Below are 26,171 nucleotides of genomic sequence, written 5' to 3'. Positions count from 1 at the left end.
TCGACTTCGCCGCGCATCGTTGTTCTGCCTGGGGTTCGGGGATACGGCTAGGACAGGCGGGTGGCCGGATCGTTCACTGGGTTTTGCATCACCCTGTTAACGGTGTATATGGCGCCGTGGCCCGTTCCGCAAGGAGGGGACGATGGCGCCGGATGGCCGGGAGATTCAGGCGGGTACCCACGCCGTTCGGCGGGGTGGTGCTTTGCCCAGTGGGCGGGAGAGGTGCTGCCTGAGGAGGTGCCCCCGAACTACGTGATCCCATGTGTTGCCTGCGATGCGGTTTGCCATCGTCGGCGCGGGGGCGAGGCGCCAGATGAAATGTTCCGGTATGTGTTCCTACCGGCATTCCCGGGCGAGCGCCCTGGGCCGGGATTCCAATTTAGGTAAGGTGATGATACCCGATAGTCCGGACTTGCGGGCGCCTGGGGGGATATGTCCCGCAGGGGCGGAAGTCCGCCCGATGGGCCCTTTCGGGTCATCAGGAGAGGGTGCTTGGTTCCAGGAGCCTGGCCAGGTAGCGCCCGGTGTGGCTGGCGGAATTGGCGGCCAGGTGTTCCGGCGCACCAGCACCGACCACCATGCCGCCGCCATCGCCCCCTTCCGGGCCCATGTCGATCAGCCAGTCGGCGGTCTTGATGACGTCCAGGTTGTGTTCAATGACGACAATGGTGTTGCCGTGGTCGCGAAGGCGGTGGAGTACCGAAAGGAGCAGCTCGATGTCGGCGAAGTGCAGGCCGGTGGTGGGTTCGTCGAGGATGTAGAGGGTGCGTCCGGTGTCGCGCTTGGAGAGCTCCAGGGCCAGCTTGACCCGCTGGGCTTCGCCGCCCGACAGGGTGGTGGCGCTCTGGCCGAGGCGGATGTAGCCGAGGCCCACCTGCATCAGGGTTTCGAGCTTGCGGGCCACGATGGGCACCGCGTTGAAGAAGGCCAGGGCCTGCTCGACGGTCATCTCGAGCACTTCATAGATGGTCTTGCCCTTGTAGCGGATCTCCAGGGTTTCCCGGTTGTAGCGCTTGCCGTGGCAGACGTCGCAGGGCACGTACATGTCGGGCAGGAAGTGCATCTCCACCTTGATCATGCCGTCACCCTGGCAGGCCTCGCAGCGCCCGCCCTTGACGTTGAAGCTGAAGCGGCCGGGGCCGTAGCCGCGGGCCTTGGCCTCGGGTACCCCGGAGAACAGATCGCGGATGGGGGTGAGCAGGCCGGTGTAGGTGGCCGGGTTGGAGCGCGGCGTGCGGCCGATGGGGCTCTGGTCGACGTTGATGACCTTGTCGAAGTGGTCCAGCCCCTCGATGCTGCTGCAGGGCGCCGCTTCAATACTGCTGCCGTTTACATGGCGGGCCACGTGGGCATACAGGGTGTCGTTGATGAGGGTGCTCTTGCCCGAGCCGGAGACGCCGGTGACGCAGGTGAACAGGCCCACCGGGATGTCGACGCTGGCGTCGCGGAGGTTGTTGCCGGTGGCGCCGTTGATGCGCAGCATGCGCTCGGGGTCGGGGCTGTGGCGGGTGGTGGGCACGGCAATGGCGCGGGTCCCCGACAGGTAGGCGCCGGTGAGGGAGTCGGGATGGGCGGCCACGTCTTCCGGCTTGCCTTCGGCAATCACCTGCCCGCCATGCTCGCCGGCGCCGGGGCCCATGTCGACCACGTAGTCGGCCATGCGGATGGCGTCCTCGTCGTGCTCGACGACGATCACCGTGTTACCCATGTCGCGCAGACGGCGCAGGGTCTCCAGCAGGCGGTCGTTGTCGCGCTGGTGCAGGCCGATGGAGGGCTCGTCGAGCACGTACATGACGCCGGTGAGGCCCGAGCCGATCTGGCTGGCCAGGCGGATGCGCTGGGCCTCGCCGCCGGACAGGGTGTCGGCGGAGCGGTCGAGGGACAGGTAGTCGAGGCCGACGTTGATCAGGAACTGCAGGCGGCTGGAGATTTCGGAGACGATCTTGTCGGCCACCTGGGCACGCTGGCCGGTGAGGCTGAGCCCGTCGAAGAAGGCCTTGCATTGGCCCAGGGGCAGGCGGCTGATTTCGGACAGGTTGCGACCCCCGATCAGTACGAAGCGCGCCTCGGTGCGCAGGCGGGTGCCGTGACAGGCCGGGCAGGGCTGGTTAGCCCGGTATTTGGCCAGCTCCTCGCGCACTGCCAGGGAGTCGGTTTCCTTGAAGCGCCGCTCCAGGTTGGGGATGATGCCTTCGAAGGCATGCTCCTTGAGCACCGCCTTGCCGCCGTCGGATAGGTAGCGGAAAGCGATCTTGTCCTTGCCGGAGCCGTGCAACACCACTTCGCGGGTGGCTTCCGGCAGGTTCTCCCAGGGGGTCTCGATGTCAAAGCCATAGTGGCCGGCGAGACTGGCCAGGAGCTGGAAGTAGAACTGGTTGCGCCGGTCCCAACCTCGGATGGCGCCGGAGGCCAGGGACAGCTCGGGGTGGGCGACGACCCGGGCCGGGTCGAAGAAGTCCACGTGGCCGAGGCCGTCGCACTTGGGGCAGGCGCCCATCGGGTTGTTGAAGGAGAACAGGCGCGGTTCGAGTTCTGCCAGGGCGAAGCTGCATACCGGGCAGGCGAATTTGGCCGAGAACAGGTGTTCGGTGCCGCTGTCCATCTCGACGGCGATGGCACGGCCTTCGGCATGGGTGAGGGCGGTTTCGAAGGATTCGGCGATGCGGCCGCGTAGGTCCTGGCGCACCTTGAGGCGGTCTACCACCACCTCGATGGTGTGGCGCCGCGCTTTGTCGAGGGTCGGCAGATTGTCGAGTTCATGGACGATGCCATCCACCCGCACCCGCACGAAGCCCTGGGCGCGCAGCTCGATGAACAGGTCGGCCTGCTCGCCCTTGCGGCCGCTGACCACCGGGGCGACGATCATCAGCTTGGTCTCTTCGGGCAGGGCCAATACCGCGTCCACCATCTGGGAGATGCTCTGGGCCTCCAGCGCGTGCTCCGGGTGATCGGGGCAGTGGGGCGTGCCGGCGCGGGCATACAGCAGGCGCAGATAGTCGTGGATCTCGGTGACGGTGCCCACCGTCGAACGCGGGTTGTGGCTGGTGGCCTTCTGCTCGATGGAGATGGCCGGTGACAGGCCCTCGATCAGATCCACGTCCGGCTTCTCCATCAGCTGCAGGAACTGCCGCGCGTAGGCCGACAGGCTCTCCACGTAGCGGCGCTGGCCCTCGGCGTAGAGGGTGTCGAAGGCCAGCGAGCTCTTGCCGGAGCCGGACAGGCCGGTGATCACGGTGAGCTTGTTGCGCGGGATGTCGAGCGCGATGTTCTTCAGGTTGTGGGTGCGGGCACCGCGGATTCGGATGGCGTCCATGCTGCGTTCGGGATGGGGGCAACCTGTTAATATACGCCTCTTGCCCCTCCCCACGCAGCACGTTTGATGGCTTCCTCCAACAATGACAAGATGAGCCCGGCCGAGCGTCGCGCCGGCGTTTCGCTGGCCGCGATCTTTGCCCTGCGCATGCTCGGCTTGTTCCTCATTCTGCCCGTCTTTGCGGTGCATGCCCACGGCATGCCCGGGGGCGACAGCGTGGCGATGGTCGGCATGGCCATCGGCGCCTACGGGCTCACCCAGGCTTTCCTGCAGATTCCCTTCGGTGCCGCGTCCGACCGCTTCGGGCGCAAGCCGGTGATTGTGTTTGGCCTGCTCCTGTTCATTATCGGCAGCGCCGTGGCTGCCCTCGCCCAGGATGTGCAGACGGTCATCGTCGGCCGGGTGCTGCAGGGTGCCGGGGCCATCTCCGCCGCGGTCACGGCCCTGGCGGCCGACCTCACCCGCGACCAGCACCGTACCAAGGTGATGGCCATGATCGGCTCGTCCATCGGTCTGGTGTTTGCGTTGTCTATGGTGGCGGCACCGCTGCTGTATGCGCTGATCGGCATGAGCGGCCTGTTCTGGCTGACCGCCGCGCTGGCCGTCGGTGCCGTGTTCACCGTGCTCTTCATCGTGCCTGCGGCGCCACCGGTGCCCCGGGCCACCGGACGTTTCTCGGAGGTGCTCGGCAACGGCCAGCTGATGCGCCTCAACTTCGGCGTGTTCGCCCTGCATCTCATGCAGACCTCCATGTGGGTGCTGGTGCCGGCCGGCCTGGTGGCCGCCGGGCTGCCGATGGCCGAACACTGGAAGGTCTATCTGCCGGCAGTGCTGCTGTCCTTTGTGGTGATGGTGCCGGCCATCATCATGGCCGAGAAGAAGGGGGCCATGAAGCTGGTCTTCAACTCGGCCATCGTGCTGCTGCTGCTGGTACAGGCCGGGCTCTACCTGACCGGGAGCGCCGGGATGTGGCCGCTGGCCATCCTGCTGACCCTGTTCTTCATTGCCTTCAACGTACTCGAGGCCACCCAGCCTTCGTGGATCTCGCGGATCGCTCCACCCCACGCCAAGGGGACGGCGCTGGGCATCTACAACACCCTGCAGTCCATCGGGCTGTTCCTGGGGGGGGCCCTGGGCGGCTGGCTGGCCCAGCATGTGGGCGCCGGCGCGGTATCGCTGCTGGGTGTCGGGCTGGCCCTGGCCTGGCTGATTCTCGCCTCGGGCATGGTGCAGCCACCGGTTCGTCGCGCGGTGACGGCGTGAGGCCTCTCAGCCGACTGTAGCGCCCACGGGTGCATCAGACGCAGCGTTCTGGTGCATGGCACGGCCTGCGCCTTGCCGTGTGCCCGTTTCCGGGCGGGCAAGGTGTCCGCCAAGCCGCTTGACGGCTGTTTTCTCCCCGTGCCAGCCAATGGCACGCCCCATGCTTGAATCCTGTCCTGACGCGGCCGCTTCCTGCGGCGATGTACATCCGTTAACGGACTTTCTGGCATGCACCCTACCGATTCCGTGAATGGCTGGCGCGAGTCCATTCACCAAGATTTCTTTCCCCTCGATCTACAGGTCATCCACCCGGAGCGCTTCCGTGTCGAGTCCGCCACCAAGGTGCGGGCCGGCAGTCATATGGCCCAGATTCGTGCATCGGAGCATGTCGCCCGGATGACGGATGCGGCGTGCCGACGGCTCTCCCAGCCCTGCATCAAGGTGGTCTGGCTGCATCAGGGCGAGGCCGCCTACCGGCAGGGAAGCCGGAAAGTGGCGCTCCTGCCGGGACAATGGCTGCTCTATGAAGCGTCGCGGCCCTACAGCCTCGAGATGAGCGACTGTGCCCATTTCACCGTGCTCTTCAGTCATGTCTCGCCCAACGATGCCTGGCTGCAGCGTGGCCTGCCCGGCAAGCTGGGCCCCCAGCCCATCGAGGAGGCGGCCAGACTGGCCCTCGACATGATCAGCTCGGCGCTGAATGAGGACCTGCACCTGCAGTCGCGAACCCAGCTGGCCTTCAACCTGGGCCTGCGGGCACTCCTTGATGCCGCCTTGCAGGACGAGTCCGCCAGCCTTGCCAGGCACGGCGGGCGCAGGCCGCTGCTGGAGGAGGCAAAGGCGTGCCTGCTGGCACATCTCACCGATTCCCGGCTGACGTCGGATCAATTGGCCGAACGCCTGGGTGTCTCCCGCCGCGCGCTTTACAAGGCTTTCCAGGCGGACAAGGAAACACCCCAGTCATTTCAGCTCACCCAGCGCCTGTTGCGCTGCAGGGATGTGCTGCTGTCAGAGCACGGGGCCCACCTGAATCTCACCCGCCTTGCCTACGAGTACGGCTTTGCCGATGCGGCGCACTTCAGCCGTGCCTACAAGCGGCAGTTCGGTGAATCGCCCTCGCAGGCCCAGCGAAAGCCGCGCAGGATTTCCACCTGAGCGGTTTTGTGCACAGCAATACAAAGTCCGGGCACGCTCGGGCAAGACCCGATGGACGGGCATTCCTAAGCTGGAGGCACCCCCTCACTCCAGCAGGAAGACCCCATGTCCAAGACCATTCCCGTCATGCGCGCCCTGTCCCTGGGCGTATGCGCCACCCTCGCCAGCACGGTGGCCTGTGCCTACGAATTGCCGTCCATCAACCTGGGCCTGACAACCTTTGTTGATGGGGCTCCGCCTCCCGCCGGGCCCGGCTTTTACCTGATGAGCTATCTGCAGCCCTACAGTGCAGACCACTTCAAGGACAGCAAGGGCAAGGATCTGCCCTTCCCCAAGAGCGATGTCCGCGTTGTCCCGCTGATCAACCAGTTCGTCTATCAGAGCGATTACAGCGTGGCCGGCGCGAAACTTGGCGGCATGCTCCTGCTGCCCACCGTCCTGTCCGCATCCCTGGATGACGGCGTTCATGGTGCCATCCTGGGCAAGACCGGCACCGGCATGGGCGATCCGGTGCTGGGGGCGTTTCTGCAATGGAATCCCATCATGGGCGAACGGGGGCCCATCTTCTCCCATCGCGTGGAGCTGGACGTGACCCTGCCCGTCGGCGAGTACGACAGGACGCTGGGGCTCAATCCCGGTGCTCACCACACCTCGGTGGAGGCCTATTGGTCGGGTACCTGGTGGGCGAGCCCCAAGTGGACCTTGTCCAGCCGCGTGTTCTACCTGTGGAACGGCAAGAACAGCGATCCGCTGCCCACGCGCTTTGCCCAGTACGGCATCGGCGAGGCCCACCACTTCCAGCCGGGCCAGGCGATGCACGCGAACTTCGCGGCCGACTACGCGCTGACCCCCCAATGGCGCGTCGGCCTAGCCGGCTACTGGCTGCAGCAGCTCACCGAAACCAAGGTAAATGGCGAGTCCCTCAGTGGCAGCAAGGAGCGCGTGGTCGCCTTTGGCCCCGGTGTCATGTACAGCTTCAGCGCCAAGGATCATCTGGTGCTCAACCACTACACCGAAACCGCGGCCCGCAATCGTCCGGAAGGACAGCGCCTGACGCTGCGCTACATCCACGCCTTCAACTGAGCCCGGAGCCCGTCATGAGCATGTACGCAGACTGCCTGAACCTGATCGCAGGTGAACACCGTCCGGGTCGCAGCAATGCCTGGTTCGACAAGCTCGAGCCGGCCACCGGGGCCTTGCTGGCCCGGGTGGCCGCCAGCACCCCCGCCGATGTGGATGCCGCCGTGGGCGCCGCCCGCAGCCAGTTTGACGGGGGCGCCTGGGCGGCCCTGTCCGGCGCGGCGCGGGCGCGCCTGATCCACCGCCTGGCCGACCTGCTGGAGGCCCGGACCGACCACTTCGCCGAGCTGCTGGCCCGGGAGCAGGGGCGCGCCATCATGGAGATGCGCATGCTCGACATCCCCATGGCGGTGGACACCCTGCGCTATTTCGCCGGGTGGGCCGACAAGCTGGAAGGCCGGCAGATCCCCACGCCCGGCTTCATGGGGCGCCCGACCTTCAACTACACCGTGCGCGAAGCCGTCGGCGTCGCCGTGCTGATCGTGCCCTGGAATGCGCCCCTGATGATCGGCGCCTGGAAGCTCGGCCCGGCCCTGGCGGCAGGCTGCACGGTGGTGATCAAGCCCTCGGAGGACGCGCCGCTGGCGCTCACCGCGCTGGCCGCCCTCTGCCTCGAGGCGGGCTTTCCGGCAGGGGTCGTCAACGTGGTGCAGGGCACGGGGGCGGAGGTGGGCCGCGCCCTGGTGACCCATCCGGGCGTGGACAAGATCAGCTTCACCGGCAGCACCGTGGTGGGGCGCGACATTGCGGCGGCGGCCGGCCCCCTGTTCAAGCGGCTCACCCTGGAGCTGGGCGGCAAGGCGCCCCAGATCGTCCTGCCCGATGCGCCACTGGAGCAGGCCATCGCCGGCTGCGCCATGGGCCTCTTTGTGGATCAGGGGCAGACCTGCGCCGCGGGGTCCCGCATTCTGGTTCATCGTTCCCTGCACGACACCCTGTGCCAGGCGCTCACGGGCGCGGCCAACAGCCTGAGCCTGGGCGATCCGCTGGCTGCAGGGACGCAGATGGGGGCCCTCATCAGCGCCCGCCACGCCGAGCGCGTGCGCGCCCACATCGCCCGGGCCGTGGCCCAGGGGGCGACCCTCGAAACCTGTGAAGGCCCGCTGCCCGACCAGGGCTTCTTCGTTCGTCCCGCCATCCTGAGCGGCGTCACCCCCGACATGGACATCGCGCGGGAAGAAGTCTTCGGGCCGGTGGGCGCCATCATCCCCTTCGATACCGAGGAAGAGGCCATCCAGTTGGCCAACGACTGTGCCTACGGCCTCTCGGCCACCCTGTGGACCCAGAACCTGACCCGCGCCCACCAGATGGCAGCCCGGCTGCGCGTGGGGGCCGTGGCCATCAATGGCTGGAGCCCCCTCGATGCCCGCCTCCCGTGGGGCGGCATCAAGGACAGCGGCACGGGCAACGACCTGTCCCGCTCCGCGCTGGATGCGTACTTGAGCGAAAAGCTCATCACGCTCGTCATGTGATCCCAAGGACATATCATGAAAAGACAATCGTTTCGCCACCTGCTGGGTGGTTTGCTGTCCCTCGCCCTGGCCGTCCCGGCGCCCCAACTCCTCGCCGCCGCGCCAAAGCCCGCCTGGGTGGACGCCCAGCGCCTGCAGCAGGCCGATCAGGAGCCGGGTAACTGGATGAGTCACGGCCGCACCTACGGCGAGCAGCGCTATAGCCCGCTGGACCGGATCCACGCCGGCAACGTCGCCAAGCTGGGGGTGGCCTGGACCCGCAAGCTCGATTGGGATCTGGGTGTTGAAGCCACGCCCATCGTCGTGGATGGAGTGATGTACACCACCGGCCCCTATAGCATCGTGTATGCCCTCGATGCTGCCACCGGCAAGCTGCTGTGGCGCCACGATCCCGGGGTGCCCCGCGACAAGGGCGGTGAAGGCTGCTGCAGCGTGGTGAACCGCGGGGTCGCGGTGTGGGAGGGCAAGGTCTACGTGGGCGCTTTCGACGGGCGACTGATCGCTCTTGATGCCCGCAACGGCAAGCCGCTCTGGTCGGTGGACACCCGCCTGGATCCGACCAAGAGCTACACCATCACCGGCGCCCCGCGTATCGTCAAGGGCAAGGTGCTGATCGGCAATGGCGGCGCGGAGTTCGGGGTGCGCGGCTATGTCACGGCCTACGACGCCCGCAGCGGCAAGCAGGCCTGGCGCTTCTTCACGGTGCCCGGCGACCCCGACCAGCCCGCCGAGAACGAGGCCATGCGCATGGCCCTCAAGACCTGGCACGGCAAGGGCTGGGTCAAGTGGGGCGGTGGCGGCACCGTCTGGGACTCGATGGCCTACGACCCCGAGCTGGATCTGCTCTATATCGGCGTCGGCAACGGCTCGCCCTTCAACTATCAGTTCCGCAGCGATGGCAAGGGGGACAACCTGTTCCTGTCCTCCATCGTAGCCCTCAGGCCTGAAACCGGCGAGTACGTCTGGCACTACCAGACCACACCGGGCGAGATGTGGGACTACACCGCCACCCAGCACATGATCCTGGCCGACATCCGGATCGACGGGCAGCTGCGCAAGGTGCTCATGCAGGCGCCGAAGAACGGCTTTTTCTATGTGCTGGACCGGACCAACGGCCAGCTGCTGTCGGCGGAGAAGTTCGTGCCGGTCAACTGGGCCAGCCACATCGACCTCAAGACCGGCCGCCCCGTGCTGACCGGAGAGGCCAACTACCTGGACGGCAAGGGCATGAAGCTGGTGATGCCCAGCTTCCTGGGCGGGCATAACTGGCAGCCCATGTCGTATCACCCGGGTACCGGCCTGGTCTATCTGCCTGCCCAGGAGACCGCTGCCGGCCTGGAGCCGCAGAAGGAACCCCTCTTCATGCCGATCCGCAATGTGGTGAACATCGGCCTGGATGTGCCCAGCCTGCCGGAAGACCCCCAGGTGGTGAAACAGATCGCCCAAAGCTGGAAGGGCGCCCTGCTGGCCTGGGACCCTGTCAAACAACAGGCCGCGTGGCGGGTCGATTACCCCACGGCCTGGAACGGCGGCACGCTGGCGACGGCCGGCAACCTGGTTTTCCAGGGCACGGCTGACGGGCGCGCGGTCGCCTATGCGGCCGATTCCGGCAAGGAACTGTGGTCCAGCCCGGTGAACTCCGGCGCCATGGCCGGCCCGGTGACCTACAGCGTCAGGGGCGAGCAGTACGTCAGCTTCATGGTCGGCTGGGGCGGATCCTTCCCCAACATCACTGGCCCCCTGTCGCTGGGGGCCAGGGTGAAGCCTGAAGCCCGTGTCGTCACCTTCAAGCTGGGCGGCCAGGCGACGCTGCCGCCCGCCAGGCAGGCCGCCCTTGCCCTGCCTCCCCTTGAGGCCGTCAAGGCGGACACCAGCCAGTTGCAGATCGGCCGCAGCCTGTTCAATGGCCTGTGTGCCAACTGCCACGGCCTGAACGCCGTCAGCGGCGGCGTGGTGCCCGATCTGCGCTACCTGAGCCCGGACAAGCACAAGCTCTTTCCCGGCATCGTCTATGGCGGACGTACCAGCCGGGGCATGCCTTCCTTTTCGGGTGGGCTCGGGCAAGAGGACGTGGAACGCATCCGGCAATACATCCTCTACCGCGCCCACGGGCTGAAGGCCGAGCAAGAGGCGTCCTCTTCGTCTCGGTGACATCATCCGCCATCCGCCCGGTCTGCACGGCCGGGCGTCTTCCCCGGCCCCGAACGCCGGCGAATGACTGAGGGTGCGGGCTCGCGCCTCGACCGGATATACTTGCGTCTTTGGCGGCGGCAGGATGTGGCCGCCTTCCTTTTTCAGCTGACCTGCAAGCCCGGGAAATTTTTGGGTTTGCAGGTCAGGTCATTGATTATATGGAAGGCGCGTTGCGCCAGGACGAGCCGATCCAGGCGCTTAGGCGGCGAGTGGAGCGGCATCCTGGTCAACGGCATTTCAGGAGAGACATATGGCTTCGGTCAACAAGGTGATTCTTATCGGAAACCTGGGCAAGGACCCGGAAACCCGCTATGCCCCGAGTGGCGACGCGATCTGCAACATAACCCTGGCCACCACCGACACCTGGCGTGACAAGGCCAGTGGCGAGAAGCGTGAAGCCACCGAATGGCATCGGGTGGCGTTCTTCGGCAAGCTTGCCGAGATTGCCGGGCAGTATCTGCGCAAGGGCAGTGCGGTTTACGTCGAAGGCTCCCTGCGCACCCGCAAGTGGCAGGACAAGGACGGCCAGGACCGTTACACCACCGAGATCCGTGCCGACGAGATGAAGATGCTCGGCAGCCGTCAGGGCATGGGCGGCTCAGATGCACCGTCCCGCAACGAGGGCAGCTTTGGTGGTGGGCCTTCCGGCGGCGCGGGCCCCCGGGACAGCGGCGGCCGTGATGGTGGTGGCTATGGTGGCGGCCGGGATTCCGGTTATGGTGGCGGTGCCCCCGCGCCGGCCAGCGCCCCGGCGCCCAAGAAGCCGGCCGCTGGCGGTTTTGGTGATTTTGACGACGATATCCCCTTCTGATGTATTGTCGGGCAAGCTCCGGTGGTGTCGCGGGCGAGTCTGCTCCCCGATATCTCCGGCTTAACTGGTAACATCGTCAAATACCGACGTTCTTTATGCCCTATCGAAATGGCCGCCACGCCCGAATCTCCTGAAAAGGAATATTGCAGTACCTCCGAAGCTGCCCAGCGTCTGGGCCTCTCCTTGGGGACCGTCCAGCAAATGGTCGAGAACGGCCAGTTGGAGGGCTGGAAGACTGCCGGGGGGCACAGGCGGATCCGTGTCAGCTCCATCGAGGAGTTCCGGGCCCGCTCCATGGCGGGTGGCGGGCAGAACTCGGTGCGCCCTGCTGCCGGTTCGCTGCAAGTTCTGGTGGCGGAAGATGACCGCATCCTCCAGAAGCTCTACGAACACACCTTCGCCAGCTGGGCCTTGCCCCTGCAGGTGCGCATGGTGTCCAGCGGCATCGACGGTCTCCTCGAGATCGGCCGGGTTCCCCCGGATTTGTTGATCACCGACCTGCGCATGCCCGGCATCGACGGCTTCGAGATGATCCGCCGCCTGAGGGCCGATCCGCAGTTGCAGGATCTGGACATCGTGGTGGTGAGCGGGTTGACCGAAGACGAGATCGTTGAGAACGGGGGCTTGCCGACGGATGTGATCTTCTATAGCAAGCCGGTCCCGTTTCGCGAACTCAAAGGCTACGTCCAGGCCAAGATCATGGCCCTGCAGCGCCGCGGCCGGGCGGTCTGAGCCTGTTCCGGCGGCCCTGAAACGGGCGCCGCCGGACACATTCCCCTCTCTTTTTCCTCCCCTTTCCCCTCCCCTTTTCTCTCCCGTTTTCAGGCCGTTCAGGCTTGAGAGCGGCGTTTCTGCGTCAATTGTCAGTGACACCCGTTTGCATCAAATTGCGTGTTCGTGATTCTTTTGCGCCAGTTCCACTGACCGGTTTCACCTTTTTGACCTGAATTTCACCGGTTTACATAAATTTTCGTGAATTCTCCGGGCATTTTTTCGCAGACTTGCAGCGTGCATATGAGCTAAATTCAGCAAAAATATCGATTCGGCAATATGTCATTCGAAATCGAGATTTGTTATAGAATTTAACAATACTGTCGATTTGTGTATTTTGCGGATGCTGCCTGTGGGTGGTGCCGGCAAGGTGCCCCCGCTACTGCGTCTGCGCTGGAATGCGCCCGAGGGCCAGAGTCATGTTGTGTAAGCTCGAGCAGGAATCCCTTTCGCGTGTGGGACGGCAGTTCGGTCAGCCCCTTGGAGATGATTACGTGGGAGATCCCGTTTCTGAAGCCGCCATCACCGGGGCGGCCCTGGTCCGGCACCTGGACGATGTGCGCTTTGCCACCCTGAGGGCCCTGCGTCAGTTGTTGCGTGCCCTGGATGCCGAGCGGATAGCCATTGGCGTGCTCAGTCCGGATGGAGAACGGATCCAGGAAGAGTTGGTGTGGGTCAGTGGGTTTGGCCGGTGTGGAGAGTCGGAGCGCGTCGTTTCCTGTGCCTCCTTCAGCGACGAGCTGCGCGTCTGGCTGGCTTCCCGGGATGATGCGGTAAGTATCGGTATCGACGCCCGGTCTGCAGCCTGGCACGACCTGCCCTGTGACCAGCTGTTGCTGGTGCGTAGCCGTATTGCCGAACGGGGGCTGCCGTCCCAGGTTCTGGTGGCTCAGTTGCGTGGCGGGGTCCGCCTGCCCGACTCGGCGGCCCATGCAATTACCATCCTGCTCAAGGAATACGCTGTCCGGCGGGCTTCCGTGCCAGGGGAGTAGGCTGCGGCTGCTCCCTTCAGATGAGGCGCCGGCGACCGCCGGAAGGTGTTTGCCGTTGCCGCCACGCCACCGCCACAGGTTCGGTCAGGCAAGCGGCCAGATGCTGTCGGGTGACATCGAGATGCCCGCGCGCGGCCTCGCTGAGGCCTTCACCCAGCTCGAAATGCTCTCCCCGGATGCACAGCACAAAGGCCGGCGGCGTGGCCTGCCTGAGCTGGGCGTGGACCTGCAGCACTGCGGCAGGCGTCAGCGCGTGGGTGGAGATCGAGGTATCGGCGGCCGGGGCCGTTTCGTAGAAGGCGAAGGGGGCCGGCGTGCCGGTGCCGGCGTCGATGAACAGGGCCAGGTCATGGCCGTCCAGATCCAGGGCGTGTTCAATCTGCAACTGGAAATCGCTCACCAGCGTGACCCCGGTCAGGCCCTGGGCTTCCAGTTCGGCCATCAGCAGTGGACCCAAGGCATCGTCGCCCCGCGACGGGTTGCCCACGGCAAAGATCACCAGGGACACGGTGTTCAGCCTCCGCTCACGGCCAGGTCCGCCAGGCTGCCGTCGGCGGCCAGCAATTCCACCACCAGCGGCATCTTGCCCAGGGCGTGGGTGGCGCAGGACAGGCAAGGGTCGAAGGCGCGGATGGCCACCTCGATGTGGTTGAGCAGCCCCTCGGTGAGCTGGCGCCCGTCCAGGTAGCGGCGCGCCACCTGGCGCACGGCCTCGTTCATGGCCTGGTTGTTATGGGTGGTGGACACGATCAGGTTGCAGTAACTCACCAGGTCGTCTTCGCCCACCCGGTAGTGGTGAATCAGGGTGCCCCGGGGCGCTTCGATGATGCCGACGCCTTCGCGCCCCTTGGTGCCCTCGTTCATGCGCTGGTCGGAGAGCAGGTCCGGATCGTCGAGCAGGCTGCGGATCACCTCGGCGGCATGGAGCATTTCGATCATGCGGGCCCAGTGGTAGGCCAGCGGAGCGTGCACCGGTTCGCCTTCGCCGTGGGCGATGAAGGCCTGGCGCTCGATCTCGGCGAGGGGGCTGGGGATGAAATCACAGTTCTGTACCCGGGCCAGGGGGCCGACCTTGTACCAGCCGCGGGCCGGGCCGAGATCCTTCATGAAGGGGAACTTCATGTAGCTCCAGGACTTCACCTCCTCGACGATGTGCTGCTCGTAGTCGGCGCAGGGGATGGCGTCCCGGACGATCTGGCCGCGGGCATCGCGCAGGCGCAGGTGTCCGTCGTAGAGGTCCATGGCACCATCGGCCCGCACCAGGCTGAACAGGTGGCTGCGGAACAGGCCGAACTCGTCATACAGGGCGCGGTCGCTTTCGTGGAGGCGGCGGGCCAGATGCACCGCGTCGCGGCTCCAGGCGATCATCTGGTCGGCGTCTGCGAGCAGTTCGTCGCGCTCGGCGGCGGTGAGCGACTTGTTCACGCCGCCCGGCACCGCCCCCGTGCCATGCACCCGCTTGCCGGCGGTGATGCGGATCACCTCCTGACCGAACTTGCGCAGCAGCACGCCCTGCCTCGCCACCTCCGGATGGGCCGCGGCGACGCCGACGATGTTGCGCTGCTGGACAGGCGACTCGAAACCGAAGAGCAGGTCGGGGGACGACAGGTGGAAGAAGTGCAGGGCGTGGGACTGGAGGATCTGCCCATAGTGCATCAGACGGCGGATCTTTTCGGCCGTCGGAGTGAGGGTGAGGGCGCCGACCACCGGGTCGAGGGCCTTGGCGGCGGCCAGGTGGTGGCTCACCGGGCAGATGCCGCACAGGCGCTGCACCATCACCGGCACTTCCCAGTAGGGGCGGCCCTGGATGAATTTCTCGAAGCCCCGAAACTCGACGATATGCAGCCGCGCCTCTTTCACGTGGCCGGCCTCGTCCAGCAACAGGGTGACCTTGCCATGGCCTTCCACCCGCGAGACGGGGTCGATGGCCACCCGGCGCAGGCCTTCGCGGTTGACGGCGGTTTCCAGTTCGAAGCTCATGGTGTGAACCTCAGTCGTAGTGCAGCAGGCCGCCGGTCAGCCGCGGGGTACGGCCGGCGATCAGATCGGTGAGGAACTTCCAGATGGCCGGGCCCGAAGGCGGGCAACCGGGCAGGAAGTAGTCGATGCGCACCACCTCGTGGATGGGCCGCACCTTGTCCAGGGGCAGGGGCAGCTCCGGGTCGTTGGGGATCTGGCCGTTGGCGATGCCGGGGCGGAACTGATACACCTCGCGCAGGCATTCGGACAGGGGCAGGTGGTTGCGCTGGGCCGGCAGGCCGCCATTGACGGCGCAGGCGCCCAGGGCGATCAGGGTCTTGCAGTTGCGGCGGAAGGCGCGCAGCACGTGCACGTTCTCGGCATTGCACACGCCGCCTTCGATCAGGCCGATGTCGCAGGGCCCCACCTCCTTGATGTCGGTGAGGGGCGAGCGGTCGAACTCGATCAGTTCGACGAGTTCGAAGAGGTGCTCGTCGATGTCGAGAAAGGACATGTGGCAGCCGAAGCAGCCGGCCAGGGACGTGGTGGCCACACGCAGCTTGCGGGCAGGGGCGCTCATGACTCCTCCTCCTTGAGCTTCTGGCTGCGGATGCTGGCCGTGTCGTAGGTGCGCTCGCCGATGGGTACGGCAAAGCCGGGGCCCTTGTGGAGGATCACCCCCACCGGGCAGATGTGGGCGGCCAGATCGTCCTTGCTGAAATCCGTGTCGGCCAGCCGGCCCGATTCCGCATTGACCACCAGGTGCTTGTTGATGCCTCTGCCCGTGAGGGCGAACACTGATTTGCCGTCCACGTCGCGGCTGGCGCGCACGCACAGCTCGCAGAAGATGCAGCGGTTGAAGTCGAGCAGCACGTCGGGGTGGGAGGCGTCCACCGGGCGGTCGGGGTAGAAGTGGCGAAAGCGCGAGGTGAGCATCTCGTACTCGTAGCCCAGGGCCTGCAACTCGCAGTTGCCGCTCTTCTCGCAGGAGGGGCAGAAGTGGTTGCCCTCCACGAAGAGCATCTGCAGGAGGCCGCGACGTTCGCCGTTCATCTCGGGGGTGTTGCTCTCCACCTCCCAACCTTCCTTGGCCGGCGTGGCGCAGGCCGACACGTGACGGCCGGCGGCCTTGACGATGCACAGCTTGCAGCTACCGTGGGCTGGAAAGTCCTTGTGCCAGCACAGGCTGGGGATGTAGTGGCCGGCCTTGCGGGCGGCCTCGAGGATGCTCTGGCCGTCCTCGAAGGGCACGGGCTGACCATCGAGAAGGAACTGTTTGCTCATGGTGTGCCCTCCTCGTGGGTGTGCAGGTGTGCGCCGGGGTCATCCCGGGCGGTGAGCTGACGGGCTTCGGCCAGGGCCGCATCCAGGTCGAAGGCCGGCTCGAAATCCAGGGACACCAGCCGCCGCTCGTAGGCGGGACGGAACTTCTGCAGGGTGTCGATCACCGGGTTGGGCGCGGCGCTGCCCAGGCCGCAGTGGCTGGCGTTCTTGAGCAGGCGGTCGAGCCAGTCGATGTCGGCCAGGTCGGCCTGGGCGCCATGACCATCGGCCAGCTTGTCCATGAAGCCCTTCAGCAGCGCGGTGCCAACCCTGCAGGGCGTGCAGAAGCCGCAGCTCTCATGGGCGAAGAAATGGACGAAGCTGCGTGCCACCTCGAAGAGGTCGCGGGTGCCGTCAAAGATCATGAAGGCACCGGCAGTGGGTACATCTTCATAGGCGATGCGGCGCTGGAACTCATAGCCCGCCAGGCAGATGCCGGAGGCGCCGCCCACCTGCACGGCCTGGGTGTCACTGGCGCCGCAGTCCTCCAGCACCCGGGCGATGGAGACGCCGAAGGGGTATTCGTAGATGCCGGGGGCGGCGCAGTCGCCGGAGATGGACAGCAGCTTGGTGCCGGCCGACTGGGCGGTGCCGGTGGCGGCAAAGGCCTCGCCGCCCTGGAGGGCGATGAGACAGGTCTTGGCCAGGGTCTCCACGTTGTTCACCACCGTCGGCCGACCCAGGTAACCGCAGGTCACCGGGAAAGGCGGGCGGATGCGGGGTGTGCCGCGCTTGCCCTCCAGCGATTCGATGAGGGCGGATTCCTCGCCGCACACATAGGCGCCGGCTCCCAGGTGGATGCGGATGTCGAAATTGAAGCCGGCCTGTCCGAGGATGTCGGCGCCGAGCAAGTGCGCGTCCCGGCGCCGGGCCAGCGCGGCCTCGAGCGGCTGACGCAGATAGCGGTATTCGCCGCGCAGGTACAGGAAGCCTTCCGAGGCACCCACGGCCCAGGCGGCCAGGGTCATGCCCTCGAAGACCAGGTCGGCAAAGCTGTTCAGCAGTACCCGGTCCTTGAAGGTGCCGGGTTCGCCCTCGTCGGCATTGCAGACGATCACCTTGGCGTCGCCCGGAGCGTTGCGGGCGCTGGCCCATTTGATGGCGGTGGCGAAGCCGGCACCGCCCCGGCCGCGCAGGTTGGAGCGCTGCATCTCGGCCAGCCAGCCGGCCTGGCCACGGGCGATGGCGGCGGCCAGGGCTTCGCCGGGCTGCATGGCGAGGCCGAGGAGCGCGTCCCGACGCCGGATGTTGTCATCGATATGGAAATACTCCGACGGCCACTGCGCCAGGGGGCGTTGCTGACGGATCAGTTCGGCGATTTCGTTGATGCGCCGATGGTTCAGCTGACCGATGGCGCGACCATTGACCAGCATCGCGGGCCCTTGGTCGCACAGTCCGGTGCAGGAGGTGGCGTCGATGCTGACCAGGCCGTCTTCGGAAAGCTTGCCGGGTTCGATCCACAGCTTGCGACACAGGGCATCCATCAGCTCGGCGTTGCCGAGCATGCGGTCGGTAATGTTGTCGGAGAACAGAACCCGAAAGCGTCCGGCGGGGCGGGTGTACAGGAAGCTGTAGAACCCTGCCACGCCCTCGACCCGGGCGCGGGGCAGGCGGAGTGCCTGGGCAAGATAAGTGAGCGTTGGGGCGGGGAGCCAGCCCTCGAGTTGCTGGGCATTGATGAGGATCTGCAGCAACTCGGTCGGGCGATGGCCGTGGTGCTGCAGGATGCCATCGAGGGCTGAACAGGGGGTGGGCGGCTGCGTGTGCACGGACTTCTCCAGCAGGGACGACGTCGCGAGTATGCGCCGGGCCGGCGTTGGGTACTTGCGCTAGATCAGAAGAGGTGCGCGGTGGCTCAGGGGGGCGCGGAGCGGCGCCAGCGGCCCAGTTCCGGAAACAGGCGGGGGCTCGCGGCCACCACCAGGAGGGTGATGAGGCCGCCGCCCACAACGGCCGGTACGGGGCCGATGAGTGCGGCGAGGAGGCCGGATTCGAGGGCGCCGAGTTCATTCGATGAGCTGATGAAGACCCGGTTCACCGCGGCCACGCGGCCGCGCAGGGCATCGGGGGTGGCCTGCTGGATGACGGTCTGGCGGATCACCACGCTGATGCTGTCCAGCCCGCCGAGCAGGGCCAGGGCGATGAGGGACAGCGGAAAATGGGTGGAGGCGCCGAAGACAAGGGTCATCAGACCGAAGCCGCCCACTGCCCCCAGGAACAGCCGCCCGTCCAGGGCCACGCCGAAGCGGGCCATGGCCAGCCCGGCCACGGCGGCCCCCACGGCCGGGGCGGTGCTGAGCATGCCCAGCCCGGCCGGCCCGACCTGCAGGATGTCCTTGGCGTAAACCGGTAGCAGTGCCACTGCGCCGCCAAAGAGCACCGCCAGCAGGTCGATGGACATCACCGCGAGGAGCAGCCGGGTGCTGCGGATGTGGGTGAAGCCGGCCAGCATCTCGCGCAGGCGGCCGCGGCCACCGGGCGCCGGCGCGTGGCCGCGGGAGCGCTGGTGGATGGCCAGGGTCGCCGCCAGGGCGACGAGGGTGAACACCGTGTTGGCCGCGTGGATAGGCAGGGCCGAGTGGAACAGGGCCAGCCCCAGGCCGGCCAGCGCAGGCGCAGCCATCGAGGCGACCTGATGCAGCGAGCTGGCCAGGGCAATGGCCCGGGCCAGCTGTGCCGGCGGGACCAGGGTGGGCATCAGGGCGTCCCGGGCGGGCCGGTTGAGAATCTGGGCGCAGCTCGAGAGCAGCAGCGCGCAGTAGGTCCAGGCCACGTCCAGGTTCAGCCAGGCGGCGGCGCCCAGCAGCAGGGCGGCCGAGGCGCTGAGCGCCAGGCTGGTGACGATCACGCTGCGCCGCTCGAAGCGGTCTGCAACTTGGCCGGCGGGCAGGAAGAACAGCAGGATGGGCAGGAACTGGGCCAGCCCCACCAGGCCCAGGGCCAGGGAGGAACCGGTCTGCTCGTACACCGACCACCCCACGGCCACGCCCTGGCCGAAGTGGACCAGGGCGCCCATGACGCTGATCAGCAGGTAGAGCCGGAAGTCCCGGGGCAGTGCGGCCTTCACCCGGTGGGTCAGCCCGTGACTGCCCGGCGGATGCGGGCCAGGCCTTCTTCGAGGCGGGCCGCCGGGCAGCCGAAGTTGAGGCGCACGAAGCCCGGCAGGCCGAAGTCCTTGCCGTCGGAGAGGCCTACACCGGCCTGTTCGAAGTGCCGGGCGGCGTTGTCGATGCCCTTGGCGGCCAGCCAGTCGCGGCAGTCTATCCAGGCCAGGTAGGTGGCCTCCACCGGCGTGGTGGACAGGCCGGGGACGGCGTTGACGGCCTCGACGACCCGGGCTGCGTTGCTGCGCAGGGTGGCGATGAGGGCCTCGCGCCAGGGGCCGCAGTCCCGGTAGGCGACTTCGGTGGCGGTGAGGCCCAGCACATTCACGTGGGGCACGATGCCGGCCATGGCACGCTTGTAGCGGGCGCGCAGGGTGGCGTCGGGGATGATGGCAAAGGCGCAGTACAGGGCCGGGATGTTCCAGGTCTTGGACGGGGCCATCAGGGTGATGCTGCGGCGGGCAACGCTCTCGTCCAGGGCGGCGATGGGGATGTGCGGCGTGGCTGGATCGAGGACGAGGCCGCAGTGGATCTCGTCGGAGCAGATCACCAGGTCGTGGCGCTCGGCCAGGGCGGCGATGCGGCCCAGCTCGTCCCGGTCGAAGACGCGGCCCACCGGGTTGTGGGGGTTGCACAGCATGAACAGGCGCACCCCGTCGGCCATGGCGGCTTCGGTGGCGGGCCAGTCCCACTCCCAGCGCTGGCCGCTGTTCACCAGGGGTGTGGTGACCAGTCGCTGCTCGAAGTTGGCCGGGGCGTGCAGGAAGGGCGGGTACACGGGGGTGGCGGTGAACACCCCGTCACCGGGCTGGCCGACGGCCCGCACTGCCACGTTGAAGCCGGTAACCACCCCCGGCAGCCACACCAGCCACTCGGGCTGGATGCGCCAGGCGTGGTCCCGGGCGATGCCTTCGACCACCGCCTCGAGCACCGAGGGCCAAGGGTCGGCATAGCCGAAAACGCCATGGTCGATGCGTGCATGGAGGGCGTCCAGCACCGCTGGGGGCGCGGCAAAGTCCATGTCGGCCACCCACATGGGGATCACGTCGAGGCCGGCGTAGCGGCGCCACTTGATGCTGTCGGAGCCGGTGCGATCCGGCGCGGTGCTGAAGTCGAAGGGGGTCAAGATGTCAGACTTCCAGGTGCTGGAAAAGCACGGTGGACAGGTAGCGCTCGCCGAAGGACGGGATGATCACCACCACCAGCTTGCCGGCATTTTCGGGGCGTTCGGCCACCTGCAGGGCGGCCCACACGGCGGCGCCGGAGGAGATGCCCACCAGCAGGCCTTCCTCGGTGGCCAGGCGGCGGGCGGTATCGAGGGCCGCATCGTTGGGTACCTGCACGACCTCGTCGTACACCTTGGTGTTGAGGATGCCCGGCACGAAGCCCGCGCCGATGCCCTGGATGGGATGGGGGCCACGCTGGCCGCCGGAGAGAATGGGGCTGGCGGCGGGTTCGACAGCCACCACCTTGACCCCGGGCTTGCGCTCCTTGAGCACCTCTCCCACGCCGGTGACCGTGCCGCCGGTGCCCACGCCGGAGACGAAGATGTCCACCTGGCCGTCGGTGTCGGCCCAGATCTCCTCGGCCGTGGTCTTGCGGTGGATGGCCGGGTTGGCGGGGTTCTCGAACTGCTGGGGAATGAAATAGCGGGGGTCGGCGGCAGCCATTTCCTCGGCTTTTTTCACGGCGCCGGGCATGCCTTCGGGGCCGGGGGTGAGGATCAGGTCGGCGCCGTAGGCCTTGAGGAGCAGCTTGCGCTCGCGGCTCATGGTCTCCGGCATCACGAAGGCGCACTTGTAGCCGCGGGCGGCGCACACCATGGCCAGGCCAATTCCGGTGTTGCCGGAGGTGGGCTCGAGGATGATGGTGTCGGGGCCGATCTTGCCGGCCGCCTCGGCGGCATCGAGCATGGCGGCGGCGATGCGGTCCTTGACGCTGTGGGCCGGGTTGAAGAACTCCAGCTTGAGGGCAATGGTGGCGCCGTTGGCCGGAGCCAGCCGGTTGAGCTTGACCAGAGGGGTGTTGCCGATCAGCTCGGCGACGTTGTTGGCAATACGCATGGCGATTCTCCGTGTCGGGAAAGTGCTTATCGATTCTCTAATTAATTTTAGAGCTAACCGAGCTGGTTTTTTAGACGAAAACCGAATATTCAAATAATCGATCTGCCGAGGCTCACGGGTGTTCCCGCCAGCCCGCTGCTTTGAATACCACCGATTCCCTGTCCCGCCGCCACTGTACTTCGTCGGGACGCACGGCAAGCCACCAGGTCTGGGTGGGCTGCTCCGGTGCCGGGCGGGCGAACGCGTCGGGGGTGAGGATGGCGGCACACCAGGCGGCGGTGGGCGCCCGTACCGAGGTGTAGAGGATGGCGCCGATGGTGGCGTCCCGGGCCTGCCGGGCGAGGGCCTGGGTGGCCTGGTAATCGGTCGGGTGGGTCCAGGCTGCCACATCCCGGTCGAGAGGAGGCTGACGCAGGTCGATGGCGGTGGTGGCGATGCGGGTGCGGAAGGCGGTATGGGCGACGGGTTCGAGGCGTTCCAGGGCGGGGGCGTCGAGCAGGAAGCGCCAGCGCCAGTAGCCGAGCTCGGCGCTGGCGGTGAGCACGGTGTCGGCACCATAGAACACGCCGGGGTCGGTAGCGCCCCGGAAGCGCGAACCGCCGCGCAGCGGGCTGTAGCGGAAGGGGGCGGCCAGCAGGTAGTCCAGCGTGGCCGTGTTGTCCGGGTTGGGAGGCTTGCTGCCTTCGAGCAGGGATTCCAGCAGATCCTGTTCGGCAGGGCTATCCACCAGCTTCATCGTTGCGGCGATGTGCTGGGCTTCGACCATGCGCCAGACGGAGGCCTGCCAGGGGCGGGCCTCAGACGACAGCGCGGGAGGCGTCCAGGTAATGAACGACACGCACCAGGCCTTCGGTGTCGCGGATCAGGTCGATGGGGCGGCCGTTGAGGGCCAGATTGTCGCTGGCCAGCCATTTGCGGGCAGTGCCTTCGTCCCCGACGATGGAGTCGAGTGCCCGGAACAGGCGCACCAGGAGCAGGGCAAAGTCCCACTCCTTGCGTTTCGGGTCAAGGTGATAGGTGCCGGAACACAGGCGGCTGACGCTGGCCGGGCTGAGGCCGAGAACCTGGGCCAGCAGGGTGCGGGAGAGGCCCAGGCGCTCGGCGGCGCGGGCCACGGCCTTGCCAAGAACGGCTGACGCTTCGGGCTGGGGGGTGACAGGGCGGGCCAGGGCGGTCATGGATCTTCCTTTCTACAGAAATTATAGAGCGTTTTTTGTTCTGTAGAACAATTGGATCCTAGAGCCGGCGGATCTTCTCCAGCAGGGCTGTGGTGGAGCGCTGGTGCTCGAAGGGAATGGAATGGACGCTGCCACCCCGGGCCAGGGTTTCCGTGGCGCCGACGATGCGATCCGGCGCCCAGTCGCCACCCTTCACCAGTACGTCGGGCTGGCATTCGAGGATGCGGGCGATGGGGGTGTCCTCATCGAACCAGGTGACCAGGTCAACACAGCCCAGGGACGCCATGACGGCGAGGCGATCCTGCAGGGTGTTGATGGGGCGGTCGTCGCCCTTGCCCTGACGGCGCACGGAGTCGTCGCTGTTGAGGGCGACGACCATGGCTGCGCCGAGGGCGCGAGCCTGGGCCAGATAGGTGACGTGGCCGCGGTGCAGGATGTCGAAGCAGCCGTTGGTGAACACCAGGGGGCGGGGCAGGGTGGCAATGCGTTCCCGGAGTTGGTCGGGCGGGCAGATCCGGGCTTCGAAGCTGGGGGTGGGATACATGGGTGGGCGAGGAGGCGGTGAAAGGGCGAATTATGAGGCCGGGGCGGAAGCAGTGCTCAGTGCCGGTTGCCGTAGCCGGCAATGCCGATCATCAGCCGGACCAGGCCATAGGCGACCCAGTTGAAGAGGCGTTGCAGGCGGGAGCCCCGTTGCCAGTCGCTGGCGTGGATCTCGTGGCCGCCGAGGTTGATGGCCTCCTGCAGCCGGGTGCGCAGCCCGGTAGCAAAGGGGGCGTTGCGTATCACCACATTGGCCTCCCGGGCCAGCAGCAGGCTGAAGGGGTCGATGTTGCTGGAGCCGACGGTGGCCCAGTGGTCGTCGATGACAGCGACCTTGGCATGCAGGTAGCTGCGGTGATATTCGACGATGCGGATGCCGGCGTCGAGCAGTTGCCCATAGAGGGCCCGGGTGGCGCGCTGCTGCAGCGGATGGTCGGCAATGCCCTGGATCAGCAGGGTGATGCGCACGCCGCGTCGGGCCGCATCGAGCAGGGCCTGGCGGAAGCGCCGGCCGGGCAGGAAATAGGCATTGGCCAGCAGGATGTCCCGCCGTGCTCCGGCAATCCCGAGCAGGTAGGCGTTCTCGATGTCATGGCGGTGGCGGATGTTGTCGCGGATCACCAGGGCTGCTTCCACCTCACCGCAGGGTTGCGGGCAGGCCTGCGCGGTGCCGAGCAGGCGCAGGCGGCGCCGGAAGGAGGCCCAGGCCACCAACTCCCATACGCGCCGGACGCTGCCGTGTATGGGGGCGAGAAGTGGCCCCTCGATGCGCACTGCGTAATCCAGGCGCGGGGCGGGCACGCGTGGATCCTCGAAGTCGCTGACGATGTTGATGCCGCCGACGAAGGCGATCCGCCCGTCGATGACGGCCAGCTTGCGATGCAGTCGGCGCAGGCGTCGGCGACGCAGGGACAGGGTGCTGACTTCACGACGGTAGATGAGCACACTGACGCCGGCGTCCACCAGCTCCCCCATCATTTCGGCGACGAATTCGCGACCGCCGAAGCCATCCACCAGCACGCGCACTGTGACCCCCCGCTGCGCGGCCCGCTGCAGGGCGTCCGAGATCTCCTGGCCGGTTTCGTCACTGGAGAAGATGTAGGTCTCGAGAAAGATCTCGGTACGGGCAAGGTCGATGGCTGCCGTCAGGGCCGGGAAGAACTCGGCGCCGTTCTCCAGTAGAGTCAGGGCGTTGGCGGGATGCCAGTCGATGCTCATCGGATCAGCGGGGGCGCAACTGGGCGGTGAGTGCGGCGTGGTCGGAGATCTGACTCCAGGGCTGGCCGTAGTGTACTTCGGCCTTGTCCACGGAGAAGCCGCGCACATAGATGCGGTCCAGGCGCAGGACCGGCAGGGTACTGGGAAAACTACGAGCCGGGCGGCCGCGAATCGATACGAAGGCTTCGGTGACGCCGAGCTGTTCGGTTAGGCAGTCGTCGGCGTGGTTGCGCCAGTCGTTGAAGTCGCCGGCGATGATCAGGGGCGCGCCCTCGGGTGCCAGGGCATCAAGGCGCTTGACCAGGGCAGCCATCTGGCGCCGCCGGCTGCCGGCGGTGAGCCCGAGGTGGACGCAGACGCAATGCACCGGCCGGGTCACGCCATCCACGTGGATCTCGCAGTGGAGCAGGCCCCGGTTCTCGAAGCGGTGATCGGAGATGTCTTCGTTGGCCTGGGACAGGATGGGGTGGCGGCTCAGGATGGCGTTGCCGTGATGGCCGTGGTCGTAGATGGCGTTGCCGCCGTAGGCCGTCTGCTGCCACACATCCCGGGCCAGGAACTCGTGCTGGGGCTGCTCTGGCCAGTCCACGTGACGGCGGGCGTGGCGCAGGTGCATGCCCTGCACTTCCTGCAGAAAGACCACATCCGCACCGAGCAGGCGCAGGCGGTCGCGCAGGTCGTGGATGGCCAGGCGCCGGTTGAACTGGGAAAAACCCTTGTGAATGTTGTAGGTACAGATGCGCAGGCTGCTCATCGGGTCTCCTTCATGTCCATTCTGCCTTCATCGGCAGGGTGCTGCACGGGGATGTCCATGAAAAACGGCGCCCGTGGGCGCCGTCTTGAGTGCCTGCGGGCGATCTCAGGACACCGCCAGCATGCGCTCCAGGGCCAGCTTGGCCAGTGCCGCCTCGTGCTCGGGCACGCTGATGCGATTGACCACCTTGCCGTCGGCCAGGTTCTCGAGGGTCCAGGCCAGGTGCTGAGGGTCGATGCGCTGCATGGTCGAGCACATGCATACGGTGGGCGCCATGAACTGGACGATCTTGCCCTCGGCCTTGACCTCTTCGGCGAGGCGATTGACCAGGTTGAGCTCGGTGCCCACCAGCCAGCGCGTGCCGGGGGCGGCGCCCTTGATGACGTTGATGATGTACTCGGTGGAGCCCACGTAGTCGGACTGGCGACACACTTCGAGGGCGCTCTCCGGGTGGGAGATGACCAGCCCGTCGGGGTACTGGTTGCGGAACTTGATGATGTGCGCCGGCTGGAACATCTGGTGCACCGAGCAGTGGCCCTTCCAGAGCAGGATCTTGGCTTTGCGGATCTGCTCGACGCTGAGACCACCGTATTCCAGGTCCGGGTCCCACACCACCATCTCGTCCAGCGGAATGCCCTTCTTGAAGCCCGTCCACCGGCCCAGATGCTGGTCGGGGAAGAACAGCACCTTCTCGCGCTGGGCGAAGGCCCAGTCGAGGATGGTGGGGGCGTTGGTGGAGGTGCACACGATGCCGCCATGTTCGCCACAGAACGCTTTAAGGTCGGCTGCGGAGTTGATGTAGGTGACGGGGGTGATCAGCGCGTCTGGGGTTTCGAGCACCTCGGCCAGTTCGCGCCAGCAGCGTTCCACCTTGGCCAGGTTGGCCATGTCGGCCATCGAGCAGCCGGCTGCGAGGTCGGGCAGGATGGCCTGCTGGTGGGGCTTGGACATGATGTCCGCCACCTCGGCCATGAAATGC

General features: G+C 66.8%; 23 protein-coding genes. 8 read left to right on the top strand and 15 right to left on the bottom strand.

The window, feature by feature from the left end; genetic code table 11:
* Nucleotides 1-478: 478 nt before the first annotated feature.
* On the bottom strand, nucleotides 479-3,313 hold the full coding sequence (gene uvrA / locus ACIQ09_RS13890; protein ID WP_398310828.1) for an excinuclease ABC subunit UvrA: 2,835 nt from the start codon (nucleotides 3,311-3,313) through the stop codon (nucleotides 479-481).
* A 90-nt stretch (nucleotides 3,314-3,403) separates the two neighbouring features.
* Here uvrA and ACIQ09_RS13885 point away from each other — a divergent pair, with 90 nt between their 5' ends.
* From ACIQ09_RS13885 to ACIQ09_RS13850, 8 genes are all read left to right on the top strand, one after another.
* Nucleotides 3,404-4,576 (top strand): MFS transporter, encoded by a 1,173-nt coding sequence (locus ACIQ09_RS13885; RefSeq protein WP_398310831.1) that lies wholly within the window; start codon nucleotides 3,404-3,406, stop codon nucleotides 4,574-4,576.
* 228 nt (nucleotides 4,577-4,804) lie between these two features.
* Nucleotides 4,805-5,731 carry a helix-turn-helix domain-containing protein gene (locus tag ACIQ09_RS13880; protein WP_398310825.1) on the top strand — a complete coding sequence of 309 codons (927 nt, stop codon included), beginning with the start codon at nucleotides 4,805-4,807 and terminating at the stop codon, nucleotides 5,729-5,731.
* A gap of 105 nt (nucleotides 5,732-5,836) precedes the next feature.
* Complete coding sequence (locus ACIQ09_RS13875; RefSeq protein ID WP_398310822.1) at nucleotides 5,837-6,814, top strand: transporter; 978 nt, start codon at nucleotides 5,837-5,839, stop codon at nucleotides 6,812-6,814.
* A 14-nt stretch (nucleotides 6,815-6,828) separates the two neighbouring features.
* Nucleotides 6,829-8,283 carry an aldehyde dehydrogenase family protein gene (locus ACIQ09_RS13870; protein WP_398310820.1) on the top strand — a complete coding sequence of 485 codons (1,455 nt, stop codon included), beginning with the start codon at nucleotides 6,829-6,831 and terminating at the stop codon, nucleotides 8,281-8,283.
* 15 nt (nucleotides 8,284-8,298) lie between these two features.
* Entirely contained in the window at nucleotides 8,299-10,434 is a 2,136-nt protein-coding gene (locus tag ACIQ09_RS13865) for a PQQ-dependent dehydrogenase, methanol/ethanol family (protein WP_398310817.1), read from the top strand.
* 292 nt (nucleotides 10,435-10,726) lie between these two features.
* Complete coding sequence (ssb, locus tag ACIQ09_RS13860) at nucleotides 10,727-11,287, top strand: single-stranded DNA-binding protein (protein ID WP_398310814.1); 561 nt, start codon at nucleotides 10,727-10,729, stop codon at nucleotides 11,285-11,287.
* A 108-nt stretch (nucleotides 11,288-11,395) separates the two neighbouring features.
* Nucleotides 11,396-12,019, top strand: coding sequence for a response regulator (locus tag ACIQ09_RS13855; RefSeq protein WP_398310811.1), 624 nt, complete (start codon nucleotides 11,396-11,398; stop codon nucleotides 12,017-12,019).
* A 533-nt stretch (nucleotides 12,020-12,552) separates the two neighbouring features.
* A complete protein-coding gene (locus tag ACIQ09_RS13850; protein ID WP_398310808.1) occupies nucleotides 12,553-13,050 on the top strand; it encodes a hypothetical protein in 498 nt (165 codons plus the stop codon).
* A gap of 16 nt (nucleotides 13,051-13,066) precedes the next feature.
* Here ACIQ09_RS13850 and ACIQ09_RS13845 read toward each other — a convergent pair whose 3' ends face one another.
* From ACIQ09_RS13845 to nadA, 14 genes are all read right to left on the bottom strand, one after another.
* Complete coding sequence (locus ACIQ09_RS13845; RefSeq protein WP_398310805.1) at nucleotides 13,067-13,558, bottom strand: hydrogenase maturation protease; 492 nt, start codon at nucleotides 13,556-13,558, stop codon at nucleotides 13,067-13,069.
* A gap of 5 nt (nucleotides 13,559-13,563) precedes the next feature.
* Nucleotides 13,564-15,030, bottom strand: coding sequence for a Ni/Fe hydrogenase subunit alpha (locus tag ACIQ09_RS13840; protein WP_398310802.1), 1,467 nt, complete (start codon nucleotides 15,028-15,030; stop codon nucleotides 13,564-13,566).
* Nucleotides 15,031-15,040: 10 nt separating this feature from the next.
* Nucleotides 15,041-15,589, bottom strand: coding sequence for an NADP oxidoreductase (locus tag ACIQ09_RS13835; RefSeq protein WP_296408906.1), 549 nt, complete (start codon nucleotides 15,587-15,589; stop codon nucleotides 15,041-15,043).
* Nucleotides 15,586-16,293, bottom strand: a complete 708-nt coding sequence (locus ACIQ09_RS13830; RefSeq protein ID WP_296408904.1) for a 2Fe-2S iron-sulfur cluster-binding protein — start codon at nucleotides 16,291-16,293, stop codon at nucleotides 15,586-15,588. Before ACIQ09_RS13830 ends, ACIQ09_RS13835 begins: the two co-directional genes overlap by 4 nt.
* The gene (locus tag ACIQ09_RS13825) at nucleotides 16,290-18,101 is read right to left on the bottom strand and encodes an NAD(P)H-dependent oxidoreductase subunit E (RefSeq protein ID WP_398310799.1); all 1,812 of its coding nucleotides are present in this window, start codon (nucleotides 18,099-18,101) and stop codon (nucleotides 16,290-16,292) included. The genes ACIQ09_RS13830 and ACIQ09_RS13825 overlap by 4 nt, the downstream gene beginning before the upstream one ends.
* 86 nt (nucleotides 18,102-18,187) lie before the next feature.
* Nucleotides 18,188-19,399 carry an MFS transporter gene (locus ACIQ09_RS13820; RefSeq protein ID WP_398310796.1) on the bottom strand — a complete coding sequence of 404 codons (1,212 nt, stop codon included), beginning with the start codon at nucleotides 19,397-19,399 and terminating at the stop codon, nucleotides 18,188-18,190.
* A gap of 8 nt (nucleotides 19,400-19,407) precedes the next feature.
* Complete coding sequence (locus tag ACIQ09_RS13815; RefSeq protein ID WP_398310793.1) at nucleotides 19,408-20,562, bottom strand: MalY/PatB family protein; 1,155 nt, start codon at nucleotides 20,560-20,562, stop codon at nucleotides 19,408-19,410.
* Between the two features lie 4 nt (nucleotides 20,563-20,566).
* Complete coding sequence (cysK, locus tag ACIQ09_RS13810; RefSeq protein WP_398310790.1) at nucleotides 20,567-21,499, bottom strand: cysteine synthase A; 933 nt, start codon at nucleotides 21,497-21,499, stop codon at nucleotides 20,567-20,569.
* 112 nt (nucleotides 21,500-21,611) lie between these two features.
* A complete protein-coding gene (locus ACIQ09_RS13805; RefSeq protein WP_398310787.1) occupies nucleotides 21,612-22,337 on the bottom strand; it encodes an RES family NAD+ phosphorylase in 726 nt (241 codons plus the stop codon).
* Entirely contained in the window at nucleotides 22,297-22,677 is a 381-nt protein-coding gene (locus tag ACIQ09_RS13800) for an antitoxin Xre-like helix-turn-helix domain-containing protein (protein WP_398310784.1), read from the bottom strand. Before ACIQ09_RS13800 ends, ACIQ09_RS13805 begins: the two co-directional genes overlap by 41 nt.
* Nucleotides 22,678-22,735: 58 nt before the next feature.
* Nucleotides 22,736-23,221, bottom strand: coding sequence for a D-glycero-beta-D-manno-heptose 1-phosphate adenylyltransferase (gene rfaE2, locus ACIQ09_RS13795; protein WP_398310781.1), 486 nt, complete (start codon nucleotides 23,219-23,221; stop codon nucleotides 22,736-22,738).
* Between the two features lie 56 nt (nucleotides 23,222-23,277).
* A complete protein-coding gene (clsB, locus tag ACIQ09_RS13790; RefSeq protein ID WP_398310778.1) occupies nucleotides 23,278-24,438 on the bottom strand; it encodes a cardiolipin synthase ClsB in 1,161 nt (386 codons plus the stop codon).
* Nucleotides 24,439-24,442: 4 nt separating this feature from the next.
* Complete coding sequence (locus ACIQ09_RS13785) at nucleotides 24,443-25,192, bottom strand: endonuclease/exonuclease/phosphatase family protein (RefSeq protein ID WP_398310775.1); 750 nt, start codon at nucleotides 25,190-25,192, stop codon at nucleotides 24,443-24,445.
* A gap of 105 nt (nucleotides 25,193-25,297) precedes the next feature.
* Nucleotides 25,298-26,171, bottom strand: an 874-nt coding sequence (nadA, locus tag ACIQ09_RS13780; protein WP_398310772.1) for a quinolinate synthase NadA, incomplete at its 5' end; no start/stop codon positions are given.

Origin of the sequence: Zoogloea sp. (assembly GCF_044344315.1) — a bacterium.
In the GTDB taxonomy this organism is placed as follows: domain Bacteria; phylum Pseudomonadota; class Gammaproteobacteria; order Burkholderiales; family Rhodocyclaceae; genus Zoogloea.
This window is presented reverse-complemented; position numbering and strand designations above follow the sequence as displayed.